At 71.4% G+C, this 15427-nt stretch carries 17 protein-coding genes; 15 read left to right on the forward strand and 2 right to left on the reverse strand.

What is annotated here, in order from left to right; all coding sequences use genetic code 11:
- The first annotated feature begins 2 nt into the window (after positions 1 to 2).
- The 9 genes from ACR2FV_RS07205 (at position 3) to ACR2FV_RS07245 (ending at position 5264) form a co-directional block, all read left to right on the forward strand.
- Positions 3 to 203, forward strand: a complete 201-nt coding sequence (locus tag ACR2FV_RS07205; protein ID WP_434015010.1) for a TRIC cation channel family protein — start codon at positions 3 to 5, stop codon at positions 201 to 203.
- A complete protein-coding gene (locus ACR2FV_RS07210) occupies positions 191 to 358 on the forward strand; it encodes a hypothetical protein (protein WP_434015011.1) in 168 nt (55 codons plus the stop codon). The genes ACR2FV_RS07205 and ACR2FV_RS07210 overlap by 13 nt, the downstream gene beginning before the upstream one ends.
- Entirely contained in the window at positions 355 to 1545 is a 1191-nt protein-coding gene (locus tag ACR2FV_RS07215; RefSeq protein ID WP_434015012.1) for a ferrochelatase, read from the forward strand. Before ACR2FV_RS07210 ends, ACR2FV_RS07215 begins: the two co-directional genes overlap by 4 nt.
- Positions 1546 to 1547: 2 nt before the next feature.
- Complete coding sequence (locus ACR2FV_RS07220; RefSeq protein WP_434015013.1) at positions 1548 to 2438, forward strand: inositol monophosphatase family protein; 891 nt, start codon at positions 1548 to 1550, stop codon at positions 2436 to 2438.
- Between the two features lie 217 nt (positions 2439 to 2655).
- On the forward strand, positions 2656 to 2955 hold the full coding sequence (locus ACR2FV_RS07225) for a DUF4193 domain-containing protein (RefSeq protein WP_434015014.1): 300 nt from the start codon (positions 2656 to 2658) through the stop codon (positions 2953 to 2955).
- A gap of 26 nt (positions 2956 to 2981) precedes the next feature.
- Positions 2982 to 3509: a dUTP diphosphatase gene (gene dut / locus ACR2FV_RS07230; protein WP_434015026.1), complete on the forward strand. Its 528-nt coding sequence runs from the start codon at positions 2982 to 2984 to the stop codon at positions 3507 to 3509.
- A gap of 9 nt (positions 3510 to 3518) precedes the next feature.
- On the forward strand, positions 3519 to 4226 hold the full coding sequence (locus tag ACR2FV_RS07235) for a DUF3710 domain-containing protein (RefSeq protein WP_434015015.1): 708 nt from the start codon (positions 3519 to 3521) through the stop codon (positions 4224 to 4226).
- Positions 4223 to 4588, forward strand: coding sequence for an OB-fold nucleic acid binding domain-containing protein (locus tag ACR2FV_RS07240; protein WP_434015016.1), 366 nt, complete (start codon positions 4223 to 4225; stop codon positions 4586 to 4588). Before ACR2FV_RS07235 ends, ACR2FV_RS07240 begins: the two co-directional genes overlap by 4 nt.
- Positions 4581 to 5264 (forward strand): DUF3159 domain-containing protein, encoded by a 684-nt coding sequence (locus ACR2FV_RS07245; RefSeq protein ID WP_434015017.1) that lies wholly within the window; start codon positions 4581 to 4583, stop codon positions 5262 to 5264. Before ACR2FV_RS07240 ends, ACR2FV_RS07245 begins: the two co-directional genes overlap by 8 nt.
- A 19-nt stretch (positions 5265 to 5283) precedes the next feature.
- On the opposite strand, the gene ACR2FV_RS07250 is transcribed toward ACR2FV_RS07245, so the two are convergent.
- Both ACR2FV_RS07250 and ACR2FV_RS07255 read right to left on the reverse strand, forming a co-directional pair.
- Positions 5284 to 5976 carry a potassium channel family protein gene (locus tag ACR2FV_RS07250; protein ID WP_434015018.1) on the reverse strand — a complete coding sequence of 231 codons (693 nt, stop codon included), beginning with the start codon at positions 5974 to 5976 and terminating at the stop codon, positions 5284 to 5286.
- A 33-nt stretch (positions 5977 to 6009) separates the two neighbouring features.
- Positions 6010 to 6672: a potassium channel family protein gene (locus ACR2FV_RS07255; protein ID WP_434015019.1), complete on the reverse strand. Its 663-nt coding sequence runs from the start codon at positions 6670 to 6672 to the stop codon at positions 6010 to 6012.
- 39 nt (positions 6673 to 6711) lie between these two features.
- Here ACR2FV_RS07255 and ACR2FV_RS07260 point away from each other — a divergent pair, with 39 nt between their 5' ends.
- From ACR2FV_RS07260 to ACR2FV_RS07285, 6 genes are all read left to right on the forward strand, one after another.
- Entirely contained in the window at positions 6712 to 8706 is a 1995-nt protein-coding gene (locus ACR2FV_RS07260; RefSeq protein WP_434015020.1) for an APC family permease, read from the forward strand.
- Positions 8696 to 10009 (forward strand): class I SAM-dependent RNA methyltransferase, encoded by a 1314-nt coding sequence (locus ACR2FV_RS07265; RefSeq protein WP_434015021.1) that lies wholly within the window; start codon positions 8696 to 8698, stop codon positions 10007 to 10009. The genes ACR2FV_RS07260 and ACR2FV_RS07265 overlap by 11 nt, the downstream gene beginning before the upstream one ends.
- A 52-nt stretch (positions 10010 to 10061) precedes the next feature.
- Positions 10062 to 12923 carry an aconitate hydratase gene (locus ACR2FV_RS07270; protein WP_434015022.1) on the forward strand — a complete coding sequence of 954 codons (2862 nt, stop codon included), beginning with the start codon at positions 10062 to 10064 and terminating at the stop codon, positions 12921 to 12923.
- A gap of 96 nt (positions 12924 to 13019) precedes the next feature.
- Positions 13020 to 14471 (forward strand): MFS transporter, encoded by a 1452-nt coding sequence (locus ACR2FV_RS07275; protein WP_434015023.1) that lies wholly within the window; start codon positions 13020 to 13022, stop codon positions 14469 to 14471.
- A 37-nt stretch (positions 14472 to 14508) separates the two neighbouring features.
- A complete protein-coding gene (locus ACR2FV_RS07280) occupies positions 14509 to 14874 on the forward strand; it encodes a hypothetical protein (protein WP_434015024.1) in 366 nt (121 codons plus the stop codon).
- Positions 14875 to 14938: 64 nt separating this feature from the next.
- A partial coding sequence (locus ACR2FV_RS07285; protein WP_434015025.1) for a 1-deoxy-D-xylulose-5-phosphate synthase N-terminal domain-containing protein occupies positions 14939 to 15427 on the forward strand: 489 nt, incomplete at its 3' end.

Consider the following 15427-nt stretch of genomic DNA (forward strand, 5'->3'; position numbering starts at 1 on the left):
CCATGGTGGCCCCCAGCGCAGACCTGCAGCTCGCCCTCGACGTCATCGGCGTGTTCGTCTTCGCCCTCTCCGGTGCGCTGGTCGGGGTCCGCCGCGGGTTGGACATGGTCGGTGTGGTGGTGCTGGCGGGGGTGGCCGGGCTGGCCGTCTTCTCGGTCGGCCCGAGCTGCTGCGCCGGGAGCTGTATGCCGTGCCCGCCCTGATCGGTGCCGTGCTCGTGGTGGTCGCGTTCGAGACCGGCCACCTGGGTGCGGGCATCGTCTGGGCTTCGGTCATGCTGGTGTTCCTGATCCGGATGGTCGCGGTGACCCTCGACCTCAACGCCCCGACCGCACTGCGCACAGGAGACCTGCCATGACCTCGCCGCCCGCCGACCCTGTCGACCCCCGAGACGCGCTCGAGCCCGTTGACCCGGTGCTGGACCCCGAGCCCGCGACGAATCTCACCGATGAGACCTCGCCCTACGACGCCATCGTGCTGGTCTCCTTCGGTGGACCGGAGTCCCCGGATGAGGTGATGCCGTTCCTGCGCCGGGTCACGGGCGGCCGGGGCATCCCCGACGAGCGGCTCGCCGAGGTCGCCGAGCACTACCACCATTTCGGCGGGCGCAGCCCCATCAACGACCAGAACCGCGCGCTGCTGGAGGCGCTGCGGGCCGAGCTGGACCGGCGCGGCATCCCCACGCCCGTGCTCTGGGGCAACCGCAACTGCGCCCCGTTCCTCACCGACACCCTGCGCGAGGCGGACGCGGCCGGGCGCTCCTGCGTCGTCGCGGTCACCACCAGCGCCTACTCCTGCTACAGCTCCTGCCGGCAGTACCGCGAGGACCTGGCCACGGCAGTCGAGGAGCTGCGGCTGGAGGGTGGCACGCTGCACGTGGACAAGGTGCGGCAGTACTGGAACCATCCCGGCTTCGCGGCCGTCAACGTGCGCCTGGTCACCGACGCCGTCCGGGAGGTGCAGGCCAGCACCGGCGAGCTGCCCCGCATCGTCTGCGTCACCCACTCCATCCCCGACCCGATGGACGACACCTCCGGGTCCGGCGAAGACGAGGGCAACCTCTACAGCGCGCAGCACGCCGCGCTCACCCAGGCCATCGCCGAGGAGGTGTCGGTGACCCTGGACCAGCAGGTGCGGGCAGACCTGGCCTACTGCTCCCGCTCCGGACCACCCTCCCAACCCTGGCTGGAGCCCGACGTCAACGACCACCTGCGCGCGCTGCACGCCGACGGGGTCCGGCACGTGGTCGTGGCGCCGATCGGCTTCGTCTCCGACCACATGGAGGTCGTCTTCGACCTCGACACCGAGGCCCGGGAGACCGCCGACGAGCTCGGCCTGGGCATGGTCCGGGTGCCCACCGTGGGCATCGACCCGGAGTTCGTCAGCGGGTTGGTCGACCTGGTGCTGGAGCGGGCCGGGGAGGCACGCGGTGACGACGTCGAGCGGCCCGCGTGGCCGGTCCCGCAGGCCCGGCCCTCGACCTGCCGGCCGGGGTGCTGTCCCAACCTGCGGGTGGCCAAGCCCGCCTTGTGCGGGATGGACTGAGCATGTCCTGGCCGCCGGCCCTCCACGAGCTGCCGGACCACGAGATGGTCCTGCTCGAGGAGCTGGCGGTGTCGCTGGCCACCCGGGCCGGCCGGTTCGTGCGCGACGGGCGGCCCACCCGCGTGGACGTCGCACAGACCAAGACCACCGAGCTGGACGTCGTGACCGAGATGGACACCCGGTGCGAGACGCTGCTGCGTGAGCAGCTGGCCCGGCACCGGTCCGAGGACGCCGTCCTCGGGGAGGAGGACGGGCTGACCGGGGGTGACAGCGGACTGACCTGGGTGCTCGACCCCATCGACGGCACCGTCAACTACCTCTACGGCTACCCCGCGTATGCCGTGTGCGTGGCGGTCGTGGCGGGTGACCCGACCACCCCGGGCGGCTGGGCGCCGCTCGCCGGTGCGGTGCACCACCCGGCGCTGGACGAGGTGTTCCACGCCCGCTGCGGGGGTGGAGCGCGGGTGGACCGCCCCGCGGGGCCCGGGAGCTCGGCATACACCTCCGGGCGCTCGTTGGGACCGCTCGGACGCACGGTCGACGGTGGCCCGGCCCTGCTCGAGCGAGCCCTGGTCGGCACCGGGTTCAGCTATGACGTGCTGGCCCGACAGGACCAGGGTGCGATCGCCGCCGAAGTGCTGACTTTGGTCCGGGACCTGCGCCGCAGCGGCTCCGCGGCGCTCGATCTGTGCCACGTGGGGGCCGGCCGGCTGGACGGCTACTACGAGCGCGGCCTGCACCCCTGGGACATGGCCGCGGCGGCACTGGTGGTCACCGAGGCCGGCGGCGTGGTCTCGGGGCTGGACGCACCGCCCTCGGGCGAGATGGTGCTGGCCACGACCCCGGAGCTGCACGAGGACCTGCACGCGCTGCTGCGACGACTGCACCACTGAGGGCCCCGGCGACCCCTGTTTGGCCGACCCGGCGAGGCGGTGGTGGCAATGCGGGCCGGGATGAGGCACAATCCCCGCGCAGCCTGCGGACGAAGCCCACCCGATGAGGGCACAAATTGTGCCTGTTCGACGTTCACAGGCCAACGACCCGTGGACGGTCCCGCATCTCCGCCCACCAGCGATCAGCAGCGACCAGAAGTGAGGACAGGAAACGGTCATGGCAACCGACTACGACGCTCCTCGGAAGACCGAGGACGACATCAACGAGGACTCCCTTGAGGAGTTGAAGGCCAGGCGGTCCGACAAGAGCACCAGCAACGTCGACGTCGACGAGACCGAGCACGCGGAGGGCTTCGAGCTCCCCGGGGCGGACCTGTCGGGCGAGGAGCTGTCGGTCCGGGTGCTGCCGCGCCAGGCCGACGAGTTCACCTGCTCCAAGTGCTTCCTGGTGCATCACCGCAGCCAGCTGGCCGGCGAGCTCTCCGGCATGCCGGTCTGCACCGAGTGCGCGGCCTGAGCCTGCCTGCAGCGGGCTACGGTGGGGTGGTGAGCACCGAGGACGTGCCCGTGCTGCTGCACCGGTTGGACGAGGGGCTCCCCGTGCCGGCTCAGGCCCACCCCGGGGACGCCGGCCTGGACCTGCACGCGCGCGACGGCGTGGACCTGGCGCCCGGGGAACGGGCCCTGGTGGGCACCGGGGTCGCGCTCGCCCTGCCGCACGGCTATGCGGGCTTCGTGCACCCCCGCTCCGGGCTGGCCGCCCGGCACGGCATCACCATCGTCAACGCCCCCGGCACACTCGATGCCGGCTACCGCGGCGAGATCAAGGTCTGCCTGCTCAACACCGACGCCCGCGAGGCGTTCACGGTGCGCCGAGGGGACCGCATCGCCCAGCTCGTGGTGCAGCCGATCTGCTCGGTGGCCTTCACGACCGTGGCCCGGCTGCCCGGCAGCGACCGAGGCCTGCAGGGGCACGGCGACTCCGGGGGGTTCGGCGGCGTCCCGATTGCCGACCCCACCCGCCCAGCCGGCGCCGATCCGACATACCCCGCTTCGACCAGCAAGGACTGAGACCGCACCGTGGCCCTCTTCGGCAAGCGCAAGAACGCCCAGCCCGACCTGCTCGACCCCGAGCCGGCACCCGTGCCGGAGGGGCAGCCGGGGGTGGACCGGGACTGGGAGCGCCCAGTGGACGGTCCCTTCGACATCGGCGAGCGACCCGAGCTGGGCCAGCGGCTGGACCTCGGGGCGCTGCGCCTCCCGTCGCGGAGTGGCATGGAGCTGCGGCTGGACGTCGAGCAGGGCACCTCGAGGATCGTGGGGGTGACCTGCGGGCTGGGCCTGGACAAGGTGCAGCTGCAGGCCTTCGCCGCGCCCCGCTCGGCCGGCATCTGGACCGAGATCCGCCGCGCCCTGGTCGAGGGGATCGTCCAGTCGGGGGGTTCCGCCGACCCGGCAGACGGCCTCTTCGGCCCCGAGCTGCGCACCCGGATGCCCGGCCGCGCGGCCGACGGTCGGGTCGCCTACCAGCCGGCCCGGTTTCTCGGCGTCGACGGGCCGCGGTGGTTCCTGCGGGTCGTGGTCAACGGCCCGGCGGCCACCGACGAGGAGGCGCTGCGCACCGTCCACGAGTTCATCCGCGAGGTGGTCGTCGACCGGGGGGACGAGCCACGCCCACCGCGCGAGCTGCTGGAGCTGCGCCCGCCGCAGCAGGTGCTCGATGCCGCCGCGCGCCGGGCCGCCGAGTCCGCCGCGAGCACCCCGGACACGGGGACGGAGCAGCCGTGAGCCTGGTCGACCGGGTCCGGGACCGGCTGGGCCAGGACCAGGCGACGGTGGAGGCGGCCGACCTGTCCCGGGAGTGCGCCCGGCCCGGGTGCGTGCGGATCGCCGAGCTGACCGAACGGTGCTGGGGCCGGGTCACCGGCACCGTGCACAGTCTGGCGGTGCCGCCCCACGGGTCGGCCCCGGAGCTGCGGGCCGAGCTCTACGACGGCAGTGGCGTCCTGGGACTGGTGTGGCTGGGGCGCAGCGCGATCAACGGCATCGAGCCGGGCTCCTACCTGACGGTCACCGGCCGGGTGGCCGTCCAGGACGACCGACTGCTGATGTACAACCCCGGCTACGACCTGCTGCCCGCGCATGTCTGAGGCCGATCCGGCCGCCGAGGAGGTGCGCGCGGTCCAGACGGTGGAGGCGGTCATCCGGTCCCGGCTGTCCGAGCTGCTCGGCGGATGGTACGGCTCGATCGAGACGGCGCTGCCGACGGCGGTCTTCGTCGTCGTCTGGCTCTGGCGCGACGAGGTGCGTCCGGCTCTGCTGGCGGCAGCGGCCATCACTCTGATCCTGATCGGGGTGCGGCTGGCCATCGGCGGATCGCTGCGCTACGTGCTGTCCTCACTCGTCGGCATCGCGCTGGCGGCGTTCTTCGCGCTGCGCAGTGGCAACGCGCAGGATGCCTTCCTGCCCGGAATCCTGGCCAGCATGGGGTACGGCGTGCTGGCGCTGGTCTCGATCGTGACCCGGTGGCCGATGATCGGCTTCCTGGTCGCCGCGGGCGACCCGCACTACGCCGAGCATCCCACCGCCTGGCGGCGGGATGCTCCGCTGGTGGCTGTCTGCGCCCGGCTGACCTGGGTGCTGGCGGCGCTGTTCGCGATCCGGGTGGCGATCATGCTGCCGCTCTACCTGGCCGCCGAGGTGGCCTGGCTCGGAGTCGCCAAGATCACGCTGGGCTGGCCGGCATACCTGATCGCCGTGCTGGTCATGGGGATCATGCTGACCACCGGTCGCACGCCGGTCCAGGACCCGGCGACGGAGGAGTAGCGGAGCGCCGTCCGGGGACTCAGTCCTCGTCCTCGTCGAACTCCCGGTGGTGCGTGTCGGGGTTGAGGGTCAGCGCCAGGTCGCCCTCGGCTTGCGGGGGGCACATGAACAGCACCTCGTCGCCGACCTCCAGCAGCTCGTCCGGCAGCGGGGACAGAGCACGGCCGTCGCGCAGGATGGTGACCATGGTGGTGTCCTCCGGCAGTGGGACGTCGCCCACCCGGTGCCCCACGTGCGGGCTGGAGTCGGGCATGGTCAGCTCCACCATGTGCACGTTGCCCTGCTGGAACTCGAACAGTCGCACCAGGTCGCCGACGGCCACGGCCTCCTCGACCAGCGCGGTCATCAGCCGAGGTGTGGACACGGCCACGTCGACCCCCCATGCGTCGGTGAACAGCCACTCGTTGCGGGGGTTGTTGACCCTGGCCACGGTGCGGTTGACGCCGAACTCGGTCTTGGCCAGGAACGAGACCACGAGGTTGACCTTGTCATCGCCGGTCGCGCAGACCACGTGGTCGTAGGTCTCCATCCGGGCCTGGGCCAGGGTGCTCAGCTCACACGCGTCACCGCGCAGCCACTCCGCGGCCGGCATCCGGGCGGTGCGCTCGTCGTCGGACTCCGAGTCGATGAGCAGCACGTCGTGGTCGTTGTGGATCAGCTCGCGGGCGATGGAGCGGCCGACGCTCCCGGCCCCGATGACGGCGACTCGCACGGTGGGTCCTTCCTGCCTGCTTTGTCCGGTGGTCTAGTCCTGTGGTGGCGGCGCGTCGAGCTGGTGCTCCAGCTCGGGCAGCCGATCGCGCTGCACGACGAGGTGCCCCTCGTCGCCGTCCTGGTAGACCGTCTCCGGGGTGGGCAGCTGGGCGTCGCCCCGGCGGGTGATGAACGCGATCCGCCCCTGCGCGAAGTCCTCGATGGCGGAGAGTCGTCGGCCGACCCAGCCCTCGTCCAGATGGATCTGGGCGAGGACCAGCTTGCCGGTCGGGTCGAAGTAGTCGGGGGTGGACCCCTGCGGCAGCAGGTGGTGCAGGGTCTGGTCGGCGGCCCATCGCACGGTGGCGACCGTGGGGATGCCCAGCCGCTCGAAGATCTCGGCCCGTCCCGGGTCGTAGATGCGCGCCACCACCCGTTGCACACCGAAGGTCTCGCGGGCCACGCGAGCCGCGATGATGTTGGAGTTGTCGCCGCTGCTCACCGCGGCGAAGGCGTACGCCTGCTCGACCCCGGCCCGCCTCATGACGTCGCGGTCGAACCCGACCCCCTTGACCTGATGTCCGCCGAAATCCTTGGACAACCGGCGGAACGCGATCGGGTTCTGGTCGATGACAGCGACGTCGTGGCCGCGTCGCTCGAGGCTCGTCGCCAGGGTGGCGCCGACCCGCCCGCAGCCCATAATCACGAAGTGCACGTGCCGACGCTAGCGTGCCACTCCTAGAATCGGCATCCTATGGCTCTTCCGCGGCGGTTGCTTGAGCGTGCCTTCATCGGTCGCGCGCTGCGCAGCGACCGGTTGAGCGACACCCTGCTGCCCAAGCGGCTGGGTATGCCGGTCTTCGCCAGCGACGCCCTGTCCTCGGTGGCCTACGCCCCCGACGAGATCGTGCTGACCCTGGCGCTGGCCGGTGGCGCAGCCGTGTTCTACCAGTCCTGGGAGGTCACCCTCGCGGTGTGCCTGGTGATGGCGGTCATCGTGGCGTCCTACCGGCAGAACGTGCGTGCCTACCCCAGCGGCGGGGGTGACTACGAGGTCGCCACGGTCAACCTCGGTCACACGGCCGGCCTGGGGGTCGGCGCCGCGCTGATGGTCGACTACGTGCTCACCGTCGCCGTCTCGGTCTCCGCCGGCGTGCAGAACGCCGCCTCCGCGCTGGAGTTCGTGCGCGGCTACGAGGCCGCTGTCGCCGCGGGGCTGGTGGCCCTGCTGACCCTGCTCAACCTGCGCGGTGTGCGCGAGTCGGGCCGGGCGCTGGCCGTGCCCGTCTACGCCTTCCTCGGCTCGCTCGCCCTGATGATCGGGGTCGGCATGGTGCAGTGGGCCACCGGCTCGCTGGCCCGCGCCGAGAGCGCCCGGTACGAGCTGCTGCCGGCACCGGGCTACGACACGCTGACCGCCTTCGGCCTCGGCGTGCTGATCCTGCGAGCCTTCGCCTCCGGCACGGTCGCGCTCACCGGGGTGCAGGGCGTGGCCAACGGTGTCCCGGCGTTCCAGCGGCCCAAGAGCCGCAACGCCGCGACCGTGCTGCTGGTCATGGCGGCCATCTCCATCACGATCTTGCTCACGGTCATCTCTTTGGTGCGCGCCTCCGGCATCCAGATGGCGGTGGAGCCGCAGGAGCAGCTGCGCTTCGAGGGGGAGCCGGTCGGCCCCGACTTCGTGCAGGACACGGTGCTCAGCCAGGTGGCCGAGGTGGTCTTCGGTCCCGAGAGCCTGGGGTTGCTGCTGGTCTCGATCACCACCGGCGTGATGCTCGTGGTGGCCGCGAACACCGCCTTCAACGGCTTCCCCCAGCTGACCTCGCGGCTGTCCCGGGACGGCTTCCTGCCCAGCATCCTGCACAGCCGCGGACTGCGGCTGGCCTACTCCAACGGCATCCTGCTGCTGGCCGCCGGTGCCCTGGCCCTGGTGCTCATCTACCAGGCGACCGTCACCGAGCTGATCCAGATGTATCTGGTGGGGGTGTTCATCTCGTTCACGATCAGCCAGATCGGGATGGTCCGTCACTGGAACCGGCAGATGCGTCTGGAGCTGGCCCTGTGGGCCCGGCGAAGCAAGCAGCGCAGCCGGGCGATCAACATCGTGGGTGCCACCGTCTCCGCGACCGTGCTGGTCGTGGTGATCGTCACCCGCTTCACCCAAGGAGCAGGCCTGGCCCTGCTCGCAATCGCGACCCTCTGGATGGTGATGACCGTGGTCTACCGGATGCACCGTGACATCGCGCAGGAGACAGCGCTACCACAGGACGAGCGGGTGCAGCCGGTGCCCTCCCGTGTCTCCGTGCTGGTCTACCTCGAGCGGCTGGACCGCCCGGCCATGCAGGCCATCGCCTACGCCCGGGCGCTGCGCCCGCACGTCCTGGAGGCCGTGCACGTCGACCTCGCCCCGGAGCCCAGCCAGGCGCTGCGCGAGGACTGGGACCGGCACGACATTCCGGTCACCCTGCGCTTCCTGGAGTCGCCCTACCGGGAGACCGTGCGCCCCGTGGTCGACTACGTGCGCCGACTGCACCGGGACCGTCCGCGAGACATCGTGGTGGTCTACCTGCCCGAGTTCGTCTCGGCCAACCCGGTGGTGCGCTGGGTCCGGGACCGCAGTCAGGACCGGCTGCAGCGCGAGCTGATGCGCACACCGGGGGTCGTGGTGGCGAGCGTTCCGTGGCAGGGCTCCTCGCTGGAGGGCAAGGGCGAGGAGCAGGGCGAGCCGAGCTCGAGCCGTGCCGACTGAGTCGCCCGGGCCGGCCGCGCCGGAGGTGGGGGACCGGGTCGAGCTGAGCATCGGGCGCTGGGCACACGGTGGGCACGGCGTGGCCCGGTATGCCGGGCGCGTCGTCTTCGTGCGGCACACCCTCCCAGGCGAGCGGGTCGTCGCCGAGGTCACCGGGTCTGGCAAGGGCGGGCGCTTCCTGCGCGCCGACGCAGTGCACGTCCTGCAGGCGGCACCGGAGCGGGTGCCACCGCCGTGCCCGTGGTCCGGGCCCGGCCGGTGCGGGGGGTGCGACCTGCAGCATGTGGACCTCGCGGCGCAGCGCCGGCTCAAGGCCGGGGTGGTGGCAGAGCAGCTCAGCCGCCTCGCCGGGGTGGACCTGGCCGTGCAGCTCGGCGAGGAGGTGGTCTGCGAGCCGGTGCCGGGCGACGAGGACGGGCTCGGTTGGCGGACCCGGGTGGAGTTCGCGGTGGACGAGGACGGTCGTCCGGGGCTGCGCCGACACCGCTCGAGGGAGGTGGTGCCGGTCGACGACTGCCTGATCGCCGACCGGCGGGTGATCGGGACCGGGGTGCTCGGCCGGCGGCACCCGGACGTCGAGGCGCTCGACGTCATCGCCCCCGGGGCCGGTCCGGCCGTCGTCGTCCCGCTGCCGGCGCGGGACTCGCAGGTCCCCACGGTGGTCGAGCCGGTCGAGCTGGGCCGCGACGGGGACGGTGACCCGGACATCGTGGAGTTCGGGGTTGCCGCCCGCGGCTTCTGGCAGGTGCACCCCGGGGCCGCCGCGACGTTCGTGGCGACCGTGCTGGCCGGGCTGGACCCACAGCCGGGGGAGTCGGCCCTGGACCTGTATGCCGGGGTCGGGCTGTTCGCCGCGGCGCTGGCCGAGCGGGTCGGACCGACGGGGGAGGTGGTCGCCGTCGAGTCGGACCCGGTGGCCGTGCAGCACGGCCAGGACAACCTGCGGCACTGGCCGCACGCCGAGCTGCGCCGGGACCGGGTCGACCGGGCGGTGCGCGTGATGAGTCGGCAGGGCACGGGGGAGCGCTGGGACCTGGTGGTGCTCGACCCACCCCGCATCGGTGCGGGGCGACGGGTCGTCGAGGGCGTGGTCGCGCTGGGTCCGCGAGCGGTCGCCTACGTGGCCTGTGACCCGGCTGCCCTCGGCCGCGACACGGCATACCTGGTCGGGCTGGGGTGGGCCCTGACCCGGCTGCGGGTGCTGGACGCCTTCCCGATGACCCACCACGTGGAGTGTGTGGCCGTGTTCGAGCCGGTGCGACAGACTGGTGGCCTGGGTGCGCCCGGCGCGCGACCGCGGTAGAGTTATCTTGACGTCAAGATAAGCGTTCAGGACGGATGCAAAGGAGCACGGGATGAGTGGGACGAACAGTTTCGGAGCGTTGGGGAGCCTGGAGGTCGGTGACGCGAGCTACCAGATCTATCGCCTGAGGGGGGTCGAGGGTCTCGAGGAGGCCGCCGACCTGCCCTACTCGCTCAAGGTGCTGCTGGAGAACCTGCTGCGCACCGAGGACGGCGAGAACATCACCGCCGACCACGTCCGGGCGCTCGCCGAGTGGGACGCCGACGCGGAGCCGGACACCGAGATCCAGTTCACGCCGGCCCGGGTGATCATGCAGGACTTCACCGGGGTGCCGTGCATCGTCGACCTGGCGACCATGCGCGAGGCGATGTCGGAGCTGGGGGGCGACCCCGACAAGATCAACCCGCTGGTGCCCACCGAGCTCGTGATCGACCACTCGGTGATCGTCGATGTGTTCGGCCGGCCCGACGCGTTCGAGCGCAACGTGGAGATCGAGTACCAGCGCAACGGGGAGCGCTACCAGTTCCTTCGCTGGGGGCAGAAGGCGTTCGAGGACTTCAAGGTCGTGCCGCCGGGCACGGGCATCGTGCACCAGGTCAACATCGAACACCTGGCCCGCTCGGTGATGACGCGGGACATCGACGGGTCCGTCACGGCATACCCCGACACCTGCGTGGGCACCGACAGCCACACCACCATGGTCAACGGGCTCGGCGTGCTCGGCTGGGGCGTCGGCGGGATCGAGGCAGAGGCCGCGATGCTCGGTCAGCCCGTCTCCATGCTGATCCCACGGGTGGTCGGCTTCAAGCTGAGCGGGTCGATCCCGGCCGGCGCCACCGCGACCGACGTGGTGCTGACGATCACCGAGATGCTGCGCGAGCACGGCGCCGTCGGCAAGTTCGTCGAGTTCTACGGCAAGGGCGTCTCCGCCGTGCCGCTGGCCAACCGGGCCACCATCGGCAACATGTCCCCGGAGTTCGGCTCGACCTGCGCGATCTTCCCGATCGACGAGGTGACCCTGGAGTACCTGCGGCTGACCGGGCGCTCCGACGAGCAGGTCGACCTGGTCGAGGCCTACGCCAAGGAACAGGGGATGTGGCTGGCCGACGGGGAGACGCAGGAGGCGCGCTACAGCGAGCGCCTCGAGCTGGACCTGTCGACCGTCGTGCCCTCGATCGCCGGGCCGAAGCGGCCGCAGGACCGGGTCGACGTCTCGCGGGCCAAGGAACAGTTCCGCTCCGACCTGCGCAACTACGTCGACCACCACGACCCGGACCACACGGGCAACTCCTCGGCGCTGGACGACGAGATCGAGAGCAGCTTCCCTGCCTCGGACTCCCCGTCGCACGACGCGACCGATGACCAGACCGCGGCTGCGCGGCCCAAGCTGACGCCGGTCCCGGACGGCGGGGTGGGTGACCGCGTCAGCAAGCCGGTGCCGGTGACCGTCGACGGCCAGACCTTCGAGATCGACCACGGCATCGTCTCGATCTCCTCGATCACCAGCTGCACCAACACCTCCAACCCCTCGGTGATGATGGCCGCGGCGATGCTGGCCAAGAACGCCGTGGACCGCGGGCTGACCGTGCCGCCGTGGGTCAAGACCTCGATGGCACCCGGCTCCAAGGTGGTCACCGGCTACTTCGAGGCGGCCGGCATGTGGCCCTACCTGGAGAAGCTGGGCTACCACCTGGTCGGCTACGGCTGCACCACGTGCATCGGCAACTCCGGGCCGCTGGTCGAGGAGATCTCGGCAGCGATCAACGACAACGACCTGGCCGTCACCTCGGTGCTGTCCGGCAACCGCAACTTCGAGGGCCGGATCAACCCCGACGTGCAGATGAACTACCTGGCCTCGCCGCCGCTGGTCATCGCCTACGGCCTGGCCGGCACGATGGACTTCGACTTCGAGACCGAGCCGCTGGGTGTCGACACCGAGGGCAGCGAGGTGTTCCTGAGCGACATCTGGCCGGACGCCGACGAGGTGGAGCGGACCATCGCGGGGTCGATCTCGCGGCAGATGTTCACCGACGACTACTCCGACGTCTTCGCCGGTGACGAGCGGTGGAAGGGCCTGCCCACCCCCGAGGGCGGCACCTTCGACTGGGCGCAGGACTCGACCTACGTGCGCAAGCCTCCGTACTTCGACGGGATGGGCGCCGAGCCCGAGGCGGTGACCGACATCGAGGGTGCCCGGGTGCTGGCGCTGCTGGGCGACTCGGTCACCACCGACCACATCAGCCCCGCGGGCTCGATCAAGGCCGACAGCCCGGCCGGGCGCTACCTGGCCGACCACGGCATCGAGCGCAAGGACTTCAACTCCTACGGCTCCCGGCGTGGCAACCACGAGGTGATGATCCGCGGCACGTTCGCCAACATCCGGCTGCGCAACCTGCTGCTCGACGGGGTCGAGGGTGGTTTCACCCGCAACCTGCTGGAGGACGACAGCGATGCCGAGCCGGTCGCCATCTTCGACGCGGCGCAGGCGTATGCCGAGGCGCAGGTGCCGCTGGTCGTGCTCGCGGGCAAAGAGTATGGGTCCGGCTCCTCGCGCGACTGGGCGGCCAAGGGCACCCGGCTGCTCGGGGTCAAGGCGGTCATCGCGGTGTCCTACGAGCGGATCCACCGGTCCAACCTGATCGGGATGGGCGTGCTGCCGCTGCAGTTCCCCGAGGGTGAGAGCGCCGAGTCGCTTGGCCTGGACGGGACCGAGACGTTCTCGATCAGCGGCGTCACGGAGCTGAGCGACGGCATACCGGACACCGTGCGCGTCACTGCGGCACGCAGTGGTAGCGGCGACGCCGGCGGCGACGCCGTGGAGTTCGACGCGGTTGTGCGCATCGACACCCCCGGCGAGGCCGCCTACTACCGCAACGACGGGATCTTGCAGTACGTCCTGCGTTCCCTCACCTGAGGTTTTGCTCGGGAGTTTGCGCACGCCCACCCGTTTTGCTGATACGGAGTGGGGCCTGGCACGAGCACTGAACAGGCACGACATACCCTTGACCCGGTGACCACCGGGCGACGGGCGGGGCCCGAGCCCACAGCGGAGGCGGACCGGGACTCGGACGCCGACGTCCGTCGAGGTCTGGTCCTGACCGTCCTGGTCGTGCCGCTGTTCATGGCATTGATGGGCGTCAGCATCGTCAACGTCTCGCTGCCGGCGATCCAGGAGGGGCTGGGCGCCTCCACCGCACAGCTGCAGTGGGTGCTGTCCGGCTACTCGCTGACCTTCGGGCTGCTGCTGGTGCCGGCCGGTCGTCTCGGCGACGTCTTCGGCCGGCGCACGCTGTTCCTTGCCGGGGTCTCGCTGTTCGTGCTGGCCTCCGCAGCCTCGGCGCTGGCGCCCTCGCCTACCCTGCTCAACGTCGCCCGGCTGGTGATGGGCGTGGGGTCCGGGCTGTTCAACCCGCAGATCGTCGGCATGATCCAGCAGTACTTCTCCGGGGCCGCGCGGGCTCGGGCCTTCGGGGTGATCGGCTCGTTCATCGGGCTGGCGCTGGCGACCGGGCCGCTGCTCGGCGGGGTGATCCTGCAGACGCTGGGGCCGGACCTGGGCTGGCGGATGGTGTTCGGGGTCAACGTTCCGGTGGGGCTGCTGGCCGTGGTGCTCGCGCTGCGCTGGCTGCCGCGTCCGGTGCATGCGGAGCGGCCTCACGGGCGGGTCGACCTGGACCCGCTGGGCATCGTGGTCTTCGGCGCCGCGGTGCTCCTGGTGATGGCGCCGTTCCTGCAGGTGAGCGACTCGCTGTGGCGCTTCGCAGCGCTGCCGCTGAGCGCGCTGGTGCTGTGGGGTTGGGTGCGTTGGGAGCGGCGCTACCGGCGGCGCGGCGGTGAGCCGATGATCGACGTCCGGATCTTTGCCGACCGGGGGTTCGCCTACGGGACGTCGGTCGTGACGATCTACTTCCTGGGCCTGACGCCGTCCTGGGCGGTGCTGGCGCTCTACGTGCAGCAGGGCCTCGGTCGCTCGGCACTGGTCGCCGGGTTGCTCACGCTGCCCGGCGCGCTCGCGGCGTCGGTGACCTCTGTGCTCGGCGGGCGACTGGTCACCCGGCTCGGCCGGCCGATGGTCGCCGCCGGCGCGGCGGTGGCTGCGCTCGGCCAGCTCGGGACCGGCCTGCTGGCCCCATGGGTCGACGACGGCCGGGTCGGGCTGTGGGCGATGGCGGCGACCTTCCTGGTCACCGGGGCTGCCCAGGGCTTCGTGATCGGACCCAACCAGTCGCTCACCCTGGCCGACGTGCCGGTCGAGCACGGCGGCGCGGCCGGGGGCGTGATGCAGACCGGGCAGCGGATCGGCGGTGCGGTCGGCATCGCTGTCGGTACCGGGGTGCTGTATGCCGTGCTGGCGGACTCCGACTGGCCGACCGCGGTGCTGGTCTCGTTCGTGGTGATGGCGGCCGCGACGTCCATCTGCGTGGTGGTGGCTCTGCTGGATGCCCGCCGCCGGGCCCGGTAGACGCGCAAACTCCCGAGCAAGTCGTACACTTGTTCGTATGTCGAATGGACCGCCTGGCTGGCCCGACCGGGTGCCCCCGGCCGGGGTCTCCGGCTGGGAGCAGGCCGCAGTCTCCTGGCTGCTCGACCAGTGCCCAGCCGACTACCGGGCGTATGCCGCGTGGCGGCGGCACCCGGTGGCGCTCGCCTGGGTGACCGTGCGGCACCTGCAGGCCGACCTGGCGGCGATGCGCGGGGCCTGGCGCGACGTGCGGCCCGAGCTCGGACCCGTCCTGCCGACCGGCACGCTGGGTGACGTGTTGGGCTCGCTGACCCAGGAGGGACTGCGGTTGCGGGCCGCCCTGCGCAGTGCCGAGCTGATCTTGGAGGCGCTACGGGTTCGTGCCCCGATCAGCCCTCGGTGAGCGCCCTCCCAGGCTGATCGGAGGCTCGCGCCGTAGACTTGAGGGTCACGTCGACGCAGAAGGGGTGAGCGCACCCGTGGGCTTCCTCAGCTCCATCCATGGACCGGCCGACCTCAAGGCGCTGTCCAAGGCCCAGACGGCGGCGCTGGCCGGGGAGATCCGCGACTACCTCATCGACTGCGTCTCCCGCACCGGTGGGCATCTCGGCCCCAACCTCGGCGTCGTCGAGCTGAGCATCGCCATGCACCGGGTCTTCACCTCGCCCAGCGACACCATGGTGTTCGACACCGGGCACCAGTCCTACGTGCACAAGCTGCTCACCGGCCGGCACGATTTTTCGGCACTGAAGAAGCAGGGCGGGCTGTCCGGCTACCCCAGCCGCGCGGAATCCGAACACGATGTCGTCGAGAACTCGCATGCATCTGCGTCGCTGTCCTGGGCTGAAGGCATTGCGCAGGCTCGTGTCCTGCAAGGCCGCAGCGACCGGCACACGGTCGCCGTAATCGGTGACGGAGCGCTGACCGGTGGGATGGCCTGGGAGGCGCTCAACAAC

This window comes from Ornithinimicrobium sp., from assembly GCF_051004135.1.
In the GTDB taxonomy this organism is placed as follows: domain Bacteria; phylum Actinomycetota; class Actinomycetes; order Actinomycetales; family Dermatophilaceae; genus Ornithinicoccus.